We start from the raw sequence: 17,708 nt of genomic DNA on the forward strand, positions 1-17,708 counted from the left end.
AGATCCCTTTTCCTGCGGAAAAGGGATCTGACCCCGGGTTGGTGGCGCGGCGGTCAAGCGTTGCGCACGGCCAGAAGCTCGCCGTTGCCCACCGGCACCAGGCTGGTGCTGAAGTCCGGATCAGCGTCCAGCAGCACCCGCAACGGTTCCATCTGCGCGGCGTGCGAGGTGGCGTTGTCCACCACCAGCAGCCCCCCCCGCCGCAGCACGCGGCGCAGCCGCGGCCACCAGCCGGCGTACTGTTCGCGGTCCGAATCGAGGAACAGCAGGTCAATGCTGGCATCGGCGGCCTGTGCCAGCCACTGCCCGGCATCGCCGTGGACCAGCGTGATGCGATCGGCAAGGCCACTGCGCGCGAAGGTGTCACGCGCCATCGCCACCTTGTCCGCGGCGTATTCCAGTGTGGTCACGTGGCCGTCGATGGCGGCTGCGGCTTCGGCAATCCACAGCGTGGAATAACCGTTGGAGGTGCCGATCTCCAGCACCCGGCGCGCATTGCCGAAACGCACCAGCACCGACAGGAATTCACCGGTGTCCGGCGTGATGTTGAGCATGCGCCGGGCGCGCTCGGTTTCATGCGCGTCGTTTTCAGCACCGAAGCGTGCCAGTTCGTTCTTCAATTCCGAAAGCTGCATCGTCATTGCTTCTTTCATTTGCCACAGCAAGGGTGAGCATTGTGGCCTGTCCGGCCACATTTCGTACTTGTCTTAAGCCTGTACTCCGATGGGGTTGCGATAGTTCCCGCCTTCTTCACGCGGGATGGTCCACCGGCCCGCGGCCCTCATTGGTTTCCGCAAGGACACGGCCATGGTTCTCGACATTCTGGCAATCGGCGCCCACCCCGACGACATCGAACTCGGTTGCGGCGGCAGCCTGGCCAAGCTGGCCCGCGACGGTGCACGCATCCATGCGCTGGTGCTCAGCCGTGGTGGCCGTGGCTGCCATGCCGGCATCGACCGCAGCGACGAATCCCACCGCGCGTTGCGCCGCCTGGGTGTGACCGAGGTGATCCAGCAGGATTTCCCGGATACGCGCTTTCCTGCCTGCCGCAACGACATCGTCGCGGTGATCGAGCAGGCCTGCGCGCAGATCGCACCGCATCGCGTCTACACGATGTGCGGCGAAGACCACCACCAGGACCATCGCACCGTCCATGAAGCGTCAATCATCGCCTGCCGCAGCATCCCGCAGATCCTCTGCTACGAGAGCCCCAGCACCCTGCCGCAGTTCGCACCGCAGGTGTTCGAGGACATCAGCGCACAACTGGACCTGAAGATCCATGCGTTGCGCGAGCATGCCAGCCAGGGCGATCGCCACTACATGCAGGAGGACCACCTGCGCTGTCACGCGCAGTTCCGCGGCCAGCAGATCGGCATCGGCCCCAGTGAGGGCTTCGTGCCCTACCGGCTGGTGCTGTGATGAAAACGCTGCTGTTCCTGGCCATGTGTGCCTTCATCCTGGTGCGTGTGTGCGTGCAGGCCTCGCGTCGCCCCAGCACGCGCCTGTACAGCATCGATGCGATCGTGCCGGCCTACAACGAAGCGCCGTGCCTGGAGCGCTCGTTGACCGGCCTGCTGCAGAACCCCTACGTGGCACGGGTGATCTGCGTGAACGACGGTTCGACCGACAACACCGCCCAGGTACTTGATGCGCTGCAGGCGCGCTGGCCCGGGCGCCTCGTGGCCGTGCACCAGGCCAACACCGGCAAGGGCGGCGCGCTGATGCATGGCCTGCGGCACGCCACCGCCGAGCAGGTGTTCCTGACCGACGCCGACACCCACATCGATCCGCGCGGCCATGGCCTGGGCCACCTGCTGGACGAGATCGAGCGCGGTGCCGATGCGGTCGGTGGCGTACCCTCGTCCAGCCTGCAGGGTGCCGGCTTCCTGCCGCATGTGCGCGCCAGCCTGAAGCTGCCGATGATCGTCATCAAGCGCAGCTTCCAGCAATGGCTGGGCGGCGCACCGTTCATCGTCTCCGGCTCGTGTGGCCTGTTCCGCACCTCGGTGCTGCGCAAGGTCGGTTTCTCCGACCGTACCCGCGTCGAAGACCTGGACATGTCCTGGTCGCTGGTCGCGCAGGGCTACCGTGTCCGCCAGAGCGTGCGCTGCGTGGTCTACCCGCAGGAATGCAACACGCTGGTGGAGGAATGGCGGCGCTGGCGACGCTGGATCGTCGGCTATGCGGTATGCATGCGCCTGCATCGCGGCCTGCTGCTGACCCGCTTCGGCGTGTTCAGCATCCTGCCGATGATGCTGCTTGCCCTTGCCGGCATCGTGCTGACGCTGCAGGTCTGGTTCGGTGCGGCCCAGCTGCATGGGCCGGGTGGCCTCGCCCTGTCGGTGATGCCGTTGTTCTGGATCGGCATCGTCATGTTGCTGGCGGTGATCAGTGCGATCCACCACCGCCGCGCGTCGCTGGTCCCTGCCGCCGCGTTCTCGATGCTGTACGTGCTGCTCGCCTATGCGATCTGGCTGATGCATGGCGTGGCCGGGCTGTTTACCGGCCGCGAGCCGGCACGCGACAAGCCGACCAGGTATCCGCATGTGGTGGAATGACCTCGCCGCCATGGCCGACGCGCTATCGACGCTGCCACCCCACGTCGATTCCAGCGCCCAGGTTTCGCCGCGTGCGATCGTGCGGGGCGAGGTACGGATCGGCGCTGGCAGCCGCATCTGCGACGGCGCCCAGCTGCACGGGCCGGTATCGATCGGCCGCGACTGCCTGATCGGCAACAACGCACTGCTGCGCGGTCCGCTGCACATCGGTGACGGTGTGCGCATCGGCTTTGCCAGTGAACTGAAGAACGCACTGATCGGCGACGGCGCCTGCATCGGCCCGCAGTGCTTCATCGCCGACAGCCGCGTCGACGCCCGTGCCTACCTGGGCGCGCTGGTGCGTACCAGCAACCATCGCCTGGATGGCGCAACGGTCACCGTCCACATCGGCGACACCGTCATCGACAGCCAGCGCGACAAGCTCGGCGCCTGGATCGGCGAAGGTGCCGCGCTGGGCGTCGGCGTGATCATTCTGCCCGGTCGCATCGTCGCCCCGGGCAGCCAGTTCGGCCCGCGCATCACCGTGGAACGAAACCTGCCGCCCGGTCGCTACCGGCTGCTGCAGTCGCTGCATTCCCAACCCCTGGAGTAACCCCATGCGATTGATCATCCGTGGCGCACTGCCGTGCGCCCTGCTGCTGGCTGTGTCCAGCGCCCATGCCGGCATCGACCGGGTGTCGGTGCAGCTGGATCATGCCGACTACACCGATGGCTTTGGCAAGCGCGACGTACAGACCGTGGATGTGGCCGGTCGCAGCGGTGACAGCCGCTGGCATCTGGGCCTGGCCCATGGTGAACGCGACTACGGCAGCAAGCGCTTCAGCGGCAATCGGGTGCAGGGCTCCCTGCACCAGCGCTGGAGTCAACGCTTTTCGACCCGCACCGCCTTCACCGCCTCCAACGATGACCCGGTATTCGTCAACCGCCAGCTCAACCAGGACTTCCAGTGGAAGGTGGCACCGCAGACCGTGCTGAGCGTGGGCGGCAAGTACGCCCAGTACCATGCCGGCGCATACGTGAGTGGCTGGTCGGTAGGTGCCTCGCACTACTTCCCGCGCGTGACCACCTCACTGCGCCACGAGCGGCATCGCCAGTCCAATGGGCCCGACGGCCATGGCACCACGCTGTCACTGCGCCTGAAGGATGCGCAGGGCGGTGGTTCGACCCAGCTGTGGCTGGGCAGCGGTACGTCCGGCTACACCGCCGATTCCGATCCGCTGCTGCTGCGCGAACACGATGCACGTCGTGCCTTCCTGCGCCGCAGCCAGCCGCTGGGGGAGCATCTGGTGCTGGACATGGGCATTGGCAAGACCTGGCACAGGACGCGCCTGGACCGCTTCCAGAGCGTGCAGTCGCACCTGGGCCTGGGCTACCACTGGTAGAGCCGTGGCCGGTCGGCGGCGCGTGACGCCGCCGACCCTCGATCAACAGGCTTCAGCGCCACCACGCGCGCGCCAGCGCCAGCGCGCCGACGGCACCGGACACCCAGCTCCACATCGGCAGGTCGCCCCAGTACCAGCCTGGCGGTTGCAGCACGTACACCAGTGCGGCGATGGCCAGCAGGCCGACGCCGGTGATCGCACCGACCGCGCGCTTCTGCAGGCGCTGCACGCTGGCATCGAGCGCGACCAGATCGCGCGAGCGCATCGCCAGCTCATGGCGGCCCTCCACCTGCTGGGTCAGCCAGGCGTGCACCAGGCGCGGCATGTCCGGCGCGTGGGTCATGATTTCCGGCAAGCGCTTGCCGATCTCGCGCACGACCCGACGCGGGCTGTAGCGCTCGCGCAGGATCTTCGCCAGCACCGGCTTGGCCACCGCCCAGATGTCGATCTGCGGATCCAGCTGGCGCCCGACACCTTCGATGTTCAGCAGGGTCTTCTGCAGCAGGATCAGCTGCGGCTGCAGGGTCAGCTGGTAGCGCTGCGCCACGCGGAACAGCTTCATCAGCACTTCGGCCAGCGAGATCTGCGACAGCGGGCGGGTGAAGTACGGCTCGCACACCGAACGCACGGCCGCTTCCAGATCATCGATGCGCACGTTGTCCGGCATCCAGCGCGCCTGCACGTGCAGTTCGGCGATGCGGCGATAATCGCGGTTGAAGATGGCCATGAAGTTCTCGGCCAGGTAGTACTGATCTTCCTGCGACAGCTGGCCCATGATGCCGAAGTCCAGCGCGATGAAGCGCGGGTTGGCGCGACGCGACGGATCGGTATCGACCCAGATGTTGCCGGCGTGCGCATCGGCATGGAAGAAGTTGTCGCGGAACACCTGGGTGTAGAACACCCGCACGCCCTTGGCGGCCAGCGCCTTGCGGTCGATGCCGGCCTTGTCCAGTGCAGCGATGTCATCGGACGGAATGCCCCACACGCGCTCCAGGGTCAGCGCGCGCTCGGCGGTGTGGCTCCAGATCACTTCCGGCACGTACAGGTCGTCGCTGTTTTCCCAGAAGCGGCGCAGCACGCTGGCATTGGCGCCTTCGCGCTGCAGGTCCAGCTCAGCGGCCAGGGTGTTCTCGACTTCGGCCACCACTTCGCGCGGACGGATCTTGTCGGCACGCGGATGGGTACGCTCGACCAGGGCGGCCAGCGAGTTGAGCAGGGCGATGTCGGCGTCGATCTGCTTCTCGATGCCCGGGCGCAGCACCTTGACCACCACCTGGCGGCCATCGGCCAGCGTGGCCGCATGCACCTGTGCGATCGAGGCCGAGGCCAGCGGTTCGGTATCGAAGCTGGCGAATGCCTCGCTGACCGGCAGGCCGAGTGCTTCCTCGACGATGCGGCGCGCGGTATCGCCGTCGAACGGCTTGACCCGGTCCTGCAGCAGGGTCAGTTCGTTGGCCACGTCCGGCGGCACCAGGTCGCGGCGGGTGGACAGGATCTGGCCGAACTTGACGAAGATCGGACCGAGATCCTGCAGCGCCAGGCGCAGACGCGCACCGCGCGACTGTACAGCGATGTCGGCCGAAGCACGCGGCACGAACGGTTTGGCCAGGCGCAGCCAGCGCTCAGCCGGCGTGCCGTGCAGCAGGTCGTCCAGGCGGTAGCGCAGGATCACCCGGCCGATGCGGCTTGCCCGCAGCACGGCCTTCATGCGGCGCCCCGCAGGCGCTGGACGCGCGCGCCAAGGCGCTCGACGTCATCACGCAGTACGTCCACATCATCGTGGAAGGCATCCAGTTCGGCGCGCGGTACCACGTCGCGCGATTCCTCGGTGATGAACTCGGCAGCGCTGTGGGCCAGATCGATCGCACCCTGGCGCGCGTGCTGCAGGGCGCTGCGCAGGGTGTTGGCCACCTGCACACCCAGTACCTCGCCGAACACGCTGACGAACGGCTGCTGCCAGTCTGGATCGAAGCCCTTGGCCAGCTGCTGCAGGCGTCGCGCCAGTTCGGCGTCACCGGCCACGCGTACACGGCCCTTGTTGTTGGACTCGCCGCGCCGTGCGTTGGCCAGCAGCGGCAGCTGCGCCAGCACGCCGGCCAGGCTGCTGCGCACGGCCAGGTCGGCTTCCTGCGCATCCACCGGGCCGACCCGCAGCTGGTCGCCGTCGACGCTGATGCGCATCGCCAGCGACGGCGCTTCCAGGGCCAGGTCGATGTGCCGGCCATCGAGGCTGGCCAGTGCATGGCGGGTATCCGGATCCAGCGCCAGCGCGCGGTTCAGGGCGATCTGCAGGGCGCGGCCAGCGACCGGCTTGAGGGACTTGAGCAGGGAAAGAGCCATGTGCGCATTCTACCTGCGTGGGTGGGGGGCTTGCGCCGGGCTGCCGCCCGGCACCCGCGGTAGTGCCGGCCGCTGGCCGGCAAGATCAACATCAAAAGCTGGCGATCCGTGGGATGGCGGGGTGGGTCCCGTTGCTGCGCAACGGGCTCTGACCCCAATGCTGATGGGATCTGGCGTTGGTAGATGCCGACCTTGGTCGGCGCTGGATGTCAGGGGGCCAACCATGGTTGGCCGCTACCCGAGCCGGCAGCCCGGTGATTCATCTGTGCCTCACCTGGGTGGCTATGGAAGGTTCATGCTGTACGGCCACGCAACGCACAGGACATCGCATTCCCATGGCACGGACCCGGGTCGGCATCATCTTCGGGGGCAAATCCTCCGAGCACGAGGTTTCACTGCAGTCGGCGAAGAACATTCTCGATGCGCTTGATCGCGAGCGCTTCGAGCCGGTGCTGGTCGGCATCGACAAGCAGGGCCAGTGGCATCTGAACCAGCCGGACACCTTCCTGATCAACGCCGATGATCCGTCGCGCATCGCGCTGCATCGCTCGGGCCAGTCGCTGGCGGTGCGCCCGGGTGCGGAACAGGCACAGCTGCAGCCGTCCGATCCGGCCAGCGCGCTGGGCCAGATCGATGTGGTGCTGCCGATCGTGCATGGGCCGCTGGGCGAAGACGGTGCGCTGCAGGGCCTGCTGCGCATGGCCAACCTGCCCTTCGTCGGCTCGCCGGTACTGGGTTCGGCAGTGGCGATGGACAAGGACGTGACCAAGCGCCTGCTGCGCGACGCTGGCCTGCAGGTGGCACCGTGGTTGTGCATCCGTCGCCACCAGGCGGCAACGGTCGATGTCGATGCGGTGATCGCGCAGCTCGGCCTGCCGCTGTTCGTGAAGCCGGCCAACCAGGGTTCGTCGGTGGGCGTGAGCAAGGTCAAGGACGCAGCGGGCTTCGCCGACGCACTGGCATTGGCGCTGCGCTACGACCACAAGGTGCTGGTGGAATCGGCGGTGGTCGGCCGCGAGATCGAGTGCGCGGTACTGGGCAACGCGCATCCGCAGGCCAGCCTGTGCGGCGAGGTGGTGGTGCACGACGAGTTCTACGCCTACGACACCAAGTACATCAACGAAACTGGCGCCGAGGTGGTGGTACCTGCGGATATCGATGCCGCAACCCAGGCGCGCATCCAGCAGATCGCACTGCAGGCCTACCAGGCGCTGGAGTGTGCCGGCATGGCGCGCGTGGACGTATTCCTTACTGCGGGCGGCGGGATCGTCATCAACGAGGTCAACACGCTGCCGGGCTTCACCCGCATCAGCATGTACCCGAAATTGTGGGGTGCCAGCGGAGTCGATTACACGACGTTGATTACGCGCCTGATCGAACTGGCACTGGAGCGTCACGAAGCCGATCGCGGATTGCACAGCGCCGCGTAGCGTTGTGATCGCCCGCAGAGCCGAGCATGGCTCGACTCTGCGGAAAGCGATGCCGGCCAGCGGCCGGCACTACCGGCTAGCCGCGCTTGCGGAACATCGAGATCACCGCAAGGATCAGGAACACCACGAACAGGATCCAGGCGATGTTCGTTGCGGCGCCGGCAATGCCGGAAAAGCCCAGAACGGCGGCGATGATGGCGATGACAAAGAAAATGATGGCGTAATGCAGCATGGCGCTCCTCGCGGGTGGTCGAGCCTTGGATGGCGTGGGTCCATCCTCCCGATCCTGCGGTGTGCAACCAGTGACGGCGATCTATGCAGCAGATGAAGCCTTCAGCCTGCGCAGCCCTTCTTCGATGCTGACCTGCGGCACATAGCCGAAATCGCGGCGGGCCGGCTCCATGCTGTACCAGTGCGGCGTGCACAGCTGCTCGGCCAGGAAGCGGGTGAGCGGCGGCTCGCCACGCAGGCGCAGCAGCGGCCACAGCCGTTCGCAGACCGCGCCGATGCGATAGGCGGTCTTGAAACTGATCGCCTTGTCCACCGTCGGCGCGCCAACAGCGGCCAGCAGCCGGTTGACCAGCTCGCGCATGGGCAGCGGTTCGCCGTTGGAAATGAAGTAGGCCTTGCCCGCACACGCGGCACCCGGCGCCAATGCCTCGAAAGCGAGGAAATGCGCGAGCGCGGCGTTGTCGATGTAGGTGGTATCGACCTTGTTGTTGCCGTCGCCGACCAAGCGCAGGCGACCCTGACGTGCACGCTCGGCCAGGCGTGGCACCAGCTGCTGGTCACCCGGGCCCCAGATCAGGCGCGGGCGCAGTGCCACCGTCGCCAGCGATACATCGTTGGCGGCCAGCACGCGCTGTTCGGCGATCGCCTTGGTCGCCGCATACGGTGCCTGGAAGTCCTCGCCGTACGGCACCTCGTCAGCCCCCAGGCCTTCCACCGGATGCGTGGCGCGGTGGGTCACGCTGGGCGTTGAGGTGTAGACCAGCCGGTTGATGCCGTGCGCGCGGCATGCCGCAATGACATTGTCGGTGCCGACCACGTTGGCCTGGTGGTAGCTGTCATAGCTGCCCCAGGCGCCGGCCTTGGCGCCGTTGTGGAACACCGCATCGACGCCGGCCACCGCGTGCAGCACTGCCTGCGCATCGGCCAGATCGCCGCGGATCTGGCCCACGCCCATGGCCTGCAGTTCCGGGTAGTGGCTGCGGTTGAACGCCAGCACCTGGTGGCCACGTTCGACCAGCCCGCGGCACAGCGCCTGGCCAAGGAAACCACCACCACCGGTGACCAGGATCTTCATGCGCGCTTCTCCAGTTCGGCGCTGGCCCAGACGGCGAGCTTCTCGCGGCCGATCTTGGCGTTGTGACGGATATCGACGGGGAACGCGGGATGCATCAGGAAGTGCTGCAGGCCGGCCTCAGGGGTGCGCGCTGCGGCATGCGCACGCAGCGCTTCCTGCAGCGCCGGGCTGTCGCTCTGGCCACGCTGCAGTTCCACGCACAGCACCGGTACCTGCGCACCCGCCGGGCCAACGCCGACCAGTGCCGTGCGTGCCACGCCGGGCACGGTATTGAACACCGGCTCGACCTGTTCGGTGTACAGCGGCCCTTGTGCGGTTTCCACGCGATGGGTCTTGCGCCCGCAGAACCACAGCCGGCCCTGCGCATCGAAGTAGCCCACGTCACCCATGCGATGGACGATGCGGGTGCTGCCATCGGCCAGCGTCTCGCGGATCTTCGCTGCGGCCGTGGCCTGCGGGCGGTTGAAGTAGCTGTCGGTGGCGGTCGGGCCAGCCACCGTGATTTCTCCCACTTCGCCAACCGCCAGCACGCGCGCCTGCGACCAGTCGGCCAGCGGGGCGTCATCGATGGCGATGATGCGCACTTCGTTCGGGGCCACCACGCTGCCCACGCAGGTGCCGGCGCCGGCCTCGGTGGCCGCGCGGGTACGCTCCAGCTCACGCCCCTCGACCACCGCCACCGGCAGGCACTCGGTGGCGCCGTACGGGGTCCAGAACTGCGCATCGGCGGGCAGCAGGCTGCGGATGGTGGCGACCACGTCCGGCGGCACCGGCGCACCGGCCGAGGTCACCCGGGTCACCGTCGGCAACGGCCGGCCATGCCGGGCCAGCACCCGCATCAATGCCGGCGAGCCGAACAGCTGGGTCACGCCGAAGCGCTGGATGGCATCGTGCAGGCGTGCCGGATCGGCCTGCGCCGGCCGGGTCGGGTCCATGTCCGGGATCACCGAGGTCAGGCCCAGCGCCGGGTCGAACAAGGCAAAGGGCGGGAAGGTCGGCAGGTCCACGCCGCCCGCTTCCATGCCGAACGCGCTGCCCAGCAGCTGGATCTGGCCCACGAAGTGGCGGTGGCGGTAGACCACGCCCTTGGGCACACCGGTGGAGCCGCTGGTGAACAGGATCGCCGCCATGTCCTCGCCATCGGTATCGGCCAGCATCGCCCCGCCCTTGGCGCCGGCGCGCTCCAGCGCAGCCAGGCTGGTACCGCCCCAGCCGAGGCGGCGGCCAACGGTGACCAGGCGGGTCGCCGACGGCGCCCAGCGCAGCGCCAGCCGCGCCACGTGCGCCAACGGAATGCCGATGAAGGCCTGCGGCTGCGCCTCGTCCAGGCACTGTTTCAGCGCGCGCTTGTCGATGCCCGGATCGACCAGCACCGGCACCGCGCCCAGCTTGAACAACGCGAACATCAGCAGGAAGAACTCCGGCGACGGCCGCACCATCACCACCGTGCGCACTCCACGGCCGATCCCATAGCCGGCCAGGCCGGCGGCCATGGCATCACTGCGGGCGTCCAACTGGCGGTAATCCAGGGTGACATCGTAGGCGGCCATGCCGTTGCCGGCGCCCCGGTGGCCCGGGCAGCGGATGGCGATCTGGTCAGGGCGTTCACGCGCCAGTTCAGGCAGGCGCGCGGCAATGTTGCAGGGTCGGTTCATCCGTTCATTGTCGCCGCTTACGGAATTTCTTGCGCGGCGGCCCACTTCGTGGAAAATCCGCACCCTCGTTCCTGATTCCGACTGCCGCCCGAGGCGGCTTGCCCATGCAACATCCCTGCATGACCTGCGGCGCCTGCTGCACCCAATACCGCGTGGCCTTCCACTGGATGGAATCGGACGAGGTCACCCCCGGCGGCGTGCCGCACCAGCTGACCGAGGTGCTGGACCCGCACCGCCTGTGCATGCGCGGCACCCACTCCAAGCCGGTGCGCTGCGTGGCGCTGGACGCGCAGATCGGCGTGTACTCACGCTGCACCATCCACCCCAACCGGCCCAGCGTGTGCCGTGAGGTGGATGCATCGTGGGAGTACGGCAAGGCCAGCCCGCAGTGCGACAAGGCACGCATCGCCTACGGCCTGGACCCGCTGACGCTGGCCGACTGGCGCTGGCGCGATGACGCCGACAATGACGACGATCACCCGGACGACAACGGCAACAGCCCGTCCTCACCGCCGCAGGCACCGGTCGCGGCGTAGTAGTGCCGGCCGCTGGCCGGCAACCTCATGAACCCTTCGAGTGTGCCGACCAACGGTCGGCACACCGATCAGATCGGGTTCTTGTCCAGAAAAGCGCGGATCTCCGGCACCAGCACTTCGTGCTTGTCTTCCAGCACGTAGTGCCCGGCGTCCTCGAAGGCATGCACCTGGGCCTGCGGCAACGCGGCCTGGAAGCCCTTCAGGAAGTGGTGGTCGAACACGAAGTCGCGCAGGCCCCAGCCGAGGAAGGCCGGTCGGTCGGCGAACGACGGCAGCGCCTTGCCGGCCCGCTCCAGCAGCGACCAGGCCTTGTCGGCCGGCGACAGCGGGATGTCCTGCATGAAACGGATGGTGCTGATCCGGTTGGCCCAGCTGTTGTACGGCGACACGTAGGCGCGGCGCACGTCGGCCGGCATCTTCCGCTCCACGCCCAGCCACGAGGCACCGGACGAGAACGCGTTGAAGCTGCGGATGATCCACTCGCCGATCTTCCAGTGGCGGCCCAGCGCGATCTGCCACGGCATCGTCTTCGCCGCCGGCATCGGGAACGCAGCGGTGTTGAGCACCACCAGGCGCTTGACCTGGTCGTGGTGCGACAGCGCCCAGCCGAAACCGATCATGCCGCCCCAGTCGTGCACCGCCAGGGTCACCGGGCCGGTGATGCCCAAATGCTTGAGCAGCGCATCGAGGTCATCAACGCGCGACTGCAGCGTGTACTCGTAGCGGCTGTCATCGGGCTTGTCCGACAGGCCCATGCCGATGTGGTCCGGCACGATGCAGCGGTATGTGTCCGACAGGCCGGCCACCAGCGTGCGCCAGTAATAGCTCCACGACGGGTTGCCATGCACCATCACCACCACTTCGCCATCGCGCGGGCCTTCGTCGAGATAGTTCATCGACAGGCCGGGGCGAACCTCGAAGCGCTGCGGGTGGGCGGGGTAACCGGGAAGATCGCGCATGCGGAGCACCTAGGGAGAGTCGCGGCGCAATGTGGAGCCGAGCCGATGCTCGGCTGCTCTCCGGTCCGCTGCGGAAGAGCCGCGCTGCGCGCGTGAGCCGAGCATGGCTCGGCTCTACAGGAGGTCGGGCAGCGGGCTGCTTACCAGACCACTTCGGCCATCGAGCAGTTCAGGCCCGAGCCGATGCCCAGAAGCGCGATGCGATCGCCCTTCTTCAGCTTGCCCAGCTGCTTGAGCTTGCTCAGCACGATCGGCACCGAGGCCGGGCCGATGTTGCCGTGCTCGCCGAAGATGGTCATGACCTTCTTCGGGTCGATGCCGAAGTTCTTGATGAACGCAGCGGTGTGCGGCTGGCTGACCTGGTGGATCACGAACTGGTCCAGCTCTTCCACGGCCCAGCCCAAGGCGATCTTGGCGGCGGTGAAGGTCTTCTGGGCCAGCTTGATGCCTTCGATCAGCAGCAGGCGGGTATCGGTGACCATGCGGTCCAGATTGCCCAGGCACAGCTGGTTCCACTCGGTGGCCGAACGGGTCACGCCACCCTTGTAGCGGGGTGCATCCGGCACCAGTTCCGAGCGCGCCATCACCATCGCGGCGGCGCCCGAACCGGTGGTCAGGGCGGCCAGCTCGTTGCGGAAGTCGTCGGCGGTGACGTCCGGGGCGGTCATGCGCTCCAGGGTCTTCTCGTACACCAGGTTGGCGGTCTCGCCATCCACCACCAGCGCGTAGTCGATGTCGCCACGCTCGATCATGCGCGCCGCGATATCCATGCCGTTGATGAAGGCCAGGCAGGCATTGGCGACGTCGAAGGTCATGCACTCGTCGCTGACGCCGAGGTTGCCCGACACGATCGAGGCGGTGGACGGCTCCAGGTAGTCGCGGCTGACCGAGGTGTTGACCAGCAGGCCGACCTGCGTCGCATCGATGCCTGCGTCTTCCAGCGCCTTGCGGCCGGCCATGGTGGCGGCATCGGACGCAAGCACGCCGTTGTCCCACAGGCGGCGGGCATGGATGCCGGCGATATCGCCGAGCACGTCGGTGCGGATACCGAGGCGATCCAACGTCGGCTGCAGCCGCTCGTTGATTTCCTTGGTCGTCAGCGTATGCGGCGCATCAACGTGTGCCAGGCCGGCGATCGAGACATTCTTGAAGAGCATCGAGGTTAGCGCCAAGGCTCAGGCAAAAGGGGGCGCTATTCTATAACCCCCTGGGCCTTCACCGCATCTTTACGAATTCAGGCTTGGCCGTATGGTGAAGCGTTCAGCGCGGCGGGCACTGGAACGCGGCGAACCGCTGGCTGCCATCGGCGGGCGCGGCGGCGGCCTGTACGGCGTTGGCGCCGGCACTCGGGGCTTCGTTGCGGGCCAGGGTTTCCAGCTCTTCCTGCACGCGCAGCGGGTTGCGGTTGTAGAAGCCGACCTTGCTCTTCACGGTGACCACCACCTCGCCCTTGGCGATGCAGCCGGCCGGAACCGGACCTGCCGGCAACACGCGGGTCGCCTTGCCGGCCGGTTCGATCGGCACCCAGGTACAGGCAGTGACGGTGAGCAGCAGAGAGGAAAGCAGCAGAACGCGCATGGGCAGATCCTGGAAGGGTATGGGGCGATTCTGCCTGAACAGCCTGAATCGGGGGTAGCCGGGGCCGGGGGTCAGAGCCTCCTGCGGGGGATCCGACCCCAGGTCGGCGGAGGGGTCGGATCCCCCGCAGGGGGCTCCGACCCCTTAAGGGGTTGCCGGCCAGCGGCCGGCACTACCGGGGGAGCCGGCCCGCCACAGGCGGGCCGGGTCGTGCCTTATTTCTTGACCGGGTTGCCCTCGGCGTCGATCACCGTCACCTCGCCCAGGTTCAGCGCGCGCACGGCCGCTTCGGTCTGCTTGAGATCGCCCACCACCACCCAGGTCAGGGCCTGCGGCTTGATCTCGGCAGCGGCCTGCTGCACCTGCGCCGGGGTCATCGCTTCGATCTCGGCCTTGCGACGCAGCACATAGTCGTCCGGGCGCTTGAACTGCACGATCGAACCGATGGTCGCGGCCACGGCACTGGCGGTCTCGTAGGCACCGGGCAGGCTGAGGGTCTGGATGTTGCGGATGCGGTTGACTTCGGCAGCGGTGGCCGGCTTGCTGCCGTCGGCGAATGCGGCGATCTCCTTGCGCATTTCCGCCAGTGCCGGGCCGGTCTTGTCGATCTGCACCGGCGCACTGGCCATCCACGGGCGCTGGCCCACCGAACTGGTCGCGCTGCTGCGCGCGCCGTACGACCAGTGCTTGTCCTCGCGCAGGTTCATGTTCAGGCGCGAGGTGAAGTCGCCGCCGATCACGCCGTTGGCAATGTCGAAGCGGGTCGAACTGGCGGCGCTGGACGGCGCCACCACCTGGCCGGCGAACAGGTTGGCCTGCACCGCACCCGGCTGGTCGATCAGGAACACGCGCGGGCCCTTCGGCAGCGCGACATCGGTGGCCGCCTTCACCTGCGGCGCCTCGCCGGTCGCCTTCCAGTCACCCAGCTGCTTGTCCAGCAGCGGCACGATCTCGGCCAGGGTGGTGTCACCGACCACGATCAGGGTGCCATTCTGCGGGCGCAGCCAGTCGTGGTGGAAATCAACCAGATCTTCGCGGGTCAGGCCGTTGATCGCCGCCTCGTCGCCGCTGCCGGTGAACGGGATGGCGTACGGGTGGCCCTTGCCGTACAGCAGCGGCGGCAGCACGCGCATGGCCACTGCACCCGGGTTCACCTTCTCCTGCTGGATGCCGGCGATCCAGGTCGCCTTGACCCGGTCGATCTCGCCCTGCTCGAAACGCGGTTCGCGCAGCAGGTCGCGGTACAGCGCCAGCGACGGTGCCAGGTTTTCCTTCAGCGCCGACAGGTCCACGCTCATCGAGTCCAGGCCGGCCGAGGCATCCAGGCTGGCGCCCAGTGCGTCGGCGGCGTCGGCGAAGGCCAGCGAACCGAGCTTGCCGGCGCCTTCGGTCATCAGGCTCATGGTGAAGTTGGCGGTGCCGGGCTTGCGGCCCTGGTCGGCGCTGAAGCCGCCCGGGAACTGGTAGCTGAACTGCACCACCGGAATCTCGTGGCGTTCGGCCAGGATCACCTGGGTGCCGTTCTTCAGCGTGGCGCGCTGCAGTGCCGGGAACTTCAGCTGCGGGAACTCGCGGGTCTGCGGCACGCCGGCCTTGCGGTCCACCTGTTCCGGCAGGGTGCTGTACTTCGGGTCCACCGCCGGCACGGTGAACGGCTTCGGCGTCTGGCTCGGTTCTTCCTTCAGCGCCACGCGCTCACCCGGTGCGATCACCAGGGTGTGGCTGCCCTTGTCCAGCCACTGTGCGCCCAGACGGCTCAGATCGGCGGCACTGGCCTTCTCGATGTTGGCCAGCGAGGTGCGGAAGCAACCCGGGTCGCCGGTGAACACCGCGCACTCGGCCAGCGCATCGGCCTTGCCGCCGAAGCCACCGATGCGCTCGATGCCACGGATGAAGCCGGCACGGGCGCCGGTCTTGGCGCGCTCCAGCTCGGCCGCGGTCGGGCCCTGCTTGATCAGGCGGTCCAGTTCCTCGTCGATGATCTTCTCGACCTTGGCCGGGTCCTGGCCGTGCTTGACGGTCGCCACGATCACGAAGTTGGAGCCCAGCTGCGAGGTCGACAGGCCCGAGCCGATGCTGTCCACCAGCTTGTCCTGGTGCTGCAGGCGCTGGCTCAGGCGTGAGGACTTGGCGCCGCCCAGCACTTCGGAGAACAGCTGCAACTGGTCGATGTCGGCGGTGCCGACCTGCGGCACGTTCCAGGCGCGGTAGATGCGCGCCTGCGGCACCTTGTCGGTCATCGTCTCGCGGGTATCGGCACTGCGCTTGGCCACGTTCACCGCCGGCTGCGCCATGGTCGGGCCAGCGGGGATGCTGCCGAAGTACCTGGCGACCTTCTCCTTGGCGGTGGCCAGATCGATGTCGCCGGCCAGCACCAGCACCGCGTTGTTGGGGCCATACCAGGTGCGGAACCAGGTCTTCACGTCATCCAGCGAGGCCGCGTTGAGATCGTTCATCGAGCCGATCACGCCGTGGTGGTACGGGTGGCCAACCGGATACAGCGCCTTGTTGATCTGGTCCCAGGCCTGGCCGTAGGGCTGGTTCTCGCCCTGGCGCTTCTCGTTCTGCACCACGCCGCGCTGCTCGTCCAGCGCAGCCTGGTCGATCGCACCGACCAGATGGCCCATGCGGTCCGACTCCATCCACAGCGCCATGTCCAGCGCGGTGGTCGGCACGTTCTCGAAGTAGTTGGTGCGATCGGTGTTGGTGGTGCCGTTCTGGTTGGTGGCACCGACCTGCTTGAACGGTTCGAAGAATTCGCCGTCGTGGTTTTCGCTGCCCTGGAACATCAGGTGCTCGAACAGGTGCGCGAAGCCGGTGCGGCCGGCCGGCTCATCCTTGCTGCCCACGTGGTACCAGACGTTGACCGCGACGATCGGCGCCTTGCGATCGGTATGCACGATCACGCGCAGGCCGTTGGGCAGGGTGAACTGCTCGTACGGGATATCGACCTTGGCCGGTGCCGTCGGCCTGGCGGCAAGCGCGGAGGTGGGCGCAAGCGTGCCCAGGGCGGTGCTGAGGGCGACGGCCAGCAATGCGGCGCGCGGGCGAAGGGCGAGAGACATATCCGGATCCTTGGTCACATAGGTGAACCCCGATCCTAGCCTGCGCAGGCAACGGCAGGAATCGGTCGCCAGTCACTGGGGGTGTTTGCCCTGAAGGCCATCCGGCCCGGCCCCAGCCGGGGGGCGTGAACCGTCACATGTGCCGGCTGAAGGCGTCCGGACAGTGTCCGCGGCACATCGAATGGACAGGTGTCCGCCCACCGGACACTTTTCGATTGATAAAAAACCCTTGTAAATCAATGAATAAAAGTTGGCACGGGGATTGCTTGGCACTTCCTGCGCCAGGAAGGACTTCAGACGCAAGCTGACTGAAGACTGAACAAATGCAGGAAATCGAAAATTCTTCTTGCATCCCCAGAATTGGTGTACTACCTTACTACCACACCACTGATCACCAACACTAAACAGGCCCCGTCATGAACGCCAAGACCATTGCCATCGCCATCGCCCTGATCGCCGGCACCGCGGTTGTTTCGTCGGTGCAGGCCTCCGAATCCATCAAGACCCTGGCCACCGTGCAGGTTCGCCCGGCCGCCGACCAGCTGGCCCAGCAGGCCTGGGAACAGGCCAGCGGCATCCCGACCCTGGCCACCGTGGAAGTGCGCCCGAGCGCCGACCAGCTGGCCGAGCGCAACGGCTACGTCGCCGCCCCGGTCGCCGCCGCGATGCCGATCACCACCCTGGCCTCGGTGGAAGTGCGCCCGAGCCTGGAACAGCGCGTCGCCCTGGCCGCCGAACTGGAAGCCCAGCGCTACGCCGCCACCCTGGCTGCCGCTGCCACCAGCGTCGCCAACCAGGTGATCGTCAACCTGCCGGCCCTGCAGGTGCGTCCAAGCGCTGCAGACCTGCAGGCCCTGGCCACCGAAACCGCCCAGGTCCTGCTGCGCCCGTAAGCGGTG

At 67.4% G+C, this 17,708-nt stretch carries 17 protein-coding genes; 7 read left to right on the plus strand and 10 right to left on the minus strand.

All coding sequences use genetic code 11. The features are described from left to right. Positions 1-53 precede the first annotated feature (53 nt). Positions 54-641 (minus strand): class I SAM-dependent methyltransferase, encoded by a 588-nt coding sequence (locus tag J3A72_RS00885; RefSeq protein ID WP_075077208.1) that lies wholly within the window; start codon positions 639-641, stop codon positions 54-56. Between the two features lie 166 nt (positions 642-807). On the opposite strand from J3A72_RS00885, the gene J3A72_RS00890 reads away from it, so the two are divergent. Genes J3A72_RS00890 through J3A72_RS00905 form a run of 4 tightly spaced genes read left to right on the plus strand, consistent with a single transcriptional unit; the run spans position 808 to position 3,940 of the window. Next, positions 808-1,419, plus strand: coding sequence for a PIG-L deacetylase family protein (locus tag J3A72_RS00890; protein WP_014645552.1), 612 nt, complete (start codon positions 808-810; stop codon positions 1,417-1,419). Further along, complete coding sequence (locus J3A72_RS00895; RefSeq protein ID WP_014645551.1) at positions 1,419-2,558, plus strand: glycosyltransferase family 2 protein; 1,140 nt, start codon at positions 1,419-1,421, stop codon at positions 2,556-2,558. The genes J3A72_RS00890 and J3A72_RS00895 overlap by 1 nt, the downstream gene beginning before the upstream one ends. Next, on the plus strand, positions 2,545-3,150 hold the full coding sequence (locus J3A72_RS00900; protein WP_032962223.1) for an acetyltransferase: 606 nt from the start codon (positions 2,545-2,547) through the stop codon (positions 3,148-3,150). Before J3A72_RS00895 ends, J3A72_RS00900 begins: the two co-directional genes overlap by 14 nt. A 4-nt stretch (positions 3,151-3,154) precedes the next feature. Continuing rightward, positions 3,155-3,940: a YaiO family outer membrane beta-barrel protein gene (locus J3A72_RS00905; protein WP_032962225.1), complete on the plus strand. Its 786-nt coding sequence runs from the start codon at positions 3,155-3,157 to the stop codon at positions 3,938-3,940. A 52-nt stretch (positions 3,941-3,992) separates the two neighbouring features. On the opposite strand, the gene ubiB is transcribed toward J3A72_RS00905, so the two are convergent. Together ubiB and J3A72_RS00915 are read right to left on the minus strand one after the other, a co-directional pair. Then, positions 3,993-5,648 (minus strand): ubiquinone biosynthesis regulatory protein kinase UbiB, encoded by a 1,656-nt coding sequence (ubiB, locus tag J3A72_RS00910; protein ID WP_014645548.1) that lies wholly within the window; start codon positions 5,646-5,648, stop codon positions 3,993-3,995. Next, positions 5,645-6,280: an SCP2 sterol-binding domain-containing protein gene (locus J3A72_RS00915; RefSeq protein WP_075077207.1), complete on the minus strand. Its 636-nt coding sequence runs from the start codon at positions 6,278-6,280 to the stop codon at positions 5,645-5,647. The genes ubiB and J3A72_RS00915 overlap by 4 nt, the downstream gene beginning before the upstream one ends. A gap of 335 nt (positions 6,281-6,615) precedes the next feature. Between J3A72_RS00915 and ddlA the strand changes: the two genes are divergently transcribed. Next, positions 6,616-7,710 (plus strand): D-alanine--D-alanine ligase, encoded by a 1,095-nt coding sequence (gene ddlA, locus J3A72_RS00920; RefSeq protein WP_053494686.1) that lies wholly within the window; start codon positions 6,616-6,618, stop codon positions 7,708-7,710. 76 nt (positions 7,711-7,786) lie between these two features. Here ddlA and J3A72_RS00925 read toward each other — a convergent pair whose 3' ends face one another. The 3 genes from J3A72_RS00925 to oleC all read right to left on the minus strand — a co-directional run bounded on the left by J3A72_RS00925 (position 7,787) and on the right by oleC (position 10,671). Then, complete coding sequence (locus tag J3A72_RS00925; protein WP_005407633.1) at positions 7,787-7,942, minus strand: DUF1328 domain-containing protein; 156 nt, start codon at positions 7,940-7,942, stop codon at positions 7,787-7,789. A gap of 81 nt (positions 7,943-8,023) precedes the next feature. After that, the gene (gene oleD / locus J3A72_RS00930; protein ID WP_014645546.1) at positions 8,024-9,016 is read right to left on the minus strand and encodes a 2-alkyl-3-oxoalkanoate reductase; all 993 of its coding nucleotides are present in this window, start codon (positions 9,014-9,016) and stop codon (positions 8,024-8,026) included. Beyond that, on the minus strand, positions 9,013-10,671 hold the full coding sequence (oleC, locus tag J3A72_RS00935) for an olefin beta-lactone synthetase (protein WP_075077206.1): 1,659 nt from the start codon (positions 10,669-10,671) through the stop codon (positions 9,013-9,015). The genes oleD and oleC overlap by 4 nt, the downstream gene beginning before the upstream one ends. A 104-nt stretch (positions 10,672-10,775) precedes the next feature. Here oleC and J3A72_RS00940 point away from each other — a divergent pair, with 104 nt between their 5' ends. Next, on the plus strand, positions 10,776-11,207 hold the full coding sequence (locus J3A72_RS00940; protein ID WP_029380125.1) for a YkgJ family cysteine cluster protein: 432 nt from the start codon (positions 10,776-10,778) through the stop codon (positions 11,205-11,207). Positions 11,208-11,275: 68 nt separating this feature from the next. Here J3A72_RS00940 and J3A72_RS00945 read toward each other — a convergent pair whose 3' ends face one another. The 4 genes from J3A72_RS00945 to J3A72_RS00960 form a co-directional block, all read right to left on the minus strand. Next, positions 11,276-12,166 (minus strand): alpha/beta fold hydrolase, encoded by an 891-nt coding sequence (locus tag J3A72_RS00945; protein ID WP_014645544.1) that lies wholly within the window; start codon positions 12,164-12,166, stop codon positions 11,276-11,278. Positions 12,167-12,306: 140 nt separating this feature from the next. Continuing rightward, positions 12,307-13,323 carry a 3-oxoacyl-ACP synthase III gene (locus tag J3A72_RS00950; protein WP_014035559.1) on the minus strand — a complete coding sequence of 339 codons (1,017 nt, stop codon included), beginning with the start codon at positions 13,321-13,323 and terminating at the stop codon, positions 12,307-12,309. 103 nt (positions 13,324-13,426) lie between these two features. Further along, positions 13,427-13,744 carry a DUF4156 domain-containing protein gene (locus J3A72_RS00955; protein WP_005407628.1) on the minus strand — a complete coding sequence of 106 codons (318 nt, stop codon included), beginning with the start codon at positions 13,742-13,744 and terminating at the stop codon, positions 13,427-13,429. A 215-nt stretch (positions 13,745-13,959) separates the two neighbouring features. Next, positions 13,960-16,809: a pitrilysin family protein gene (locus tag J3A72_RS00960; protein ID WP_075076532.1), complete on the minus strand. Its 2,850-nt coding sequence runs from the start codon at positions 16,807-16,809 to the stop codon at positions 13,960-13,962. Between the two features lie 416 nt (positions 16,810-17,225). Between J3A72_RS00960 and J3A72_RS00965 the strand changes: the two genes are divergently transcribed. Beyond that, the gene (locus J3A72_RS00965) at positions 17,226-17,702 is read left to right on the plus strand and encodes a hypothetical protein (protein ID WP_014645542.1); all 477 of its coding nucleotides are present in this window, start codon (positions 17,226-17,228) and stop codon (positions 17,700-17,702) included. The last annotated feature ends 6 nt before the right edge of the window (positions 17,703-17,708 follow it).

The organism is Stenotrophomonas sp. PvP093, assembly GCF_017876915.1.
Classification (GTDB): domain Bacteria; phylum Pseudomonadota; class Gammaproteobacteria; order Xanthomonadales; family Xanthomonadaceae; genus Stenotrophomonas; species Stenotrophomonas muris.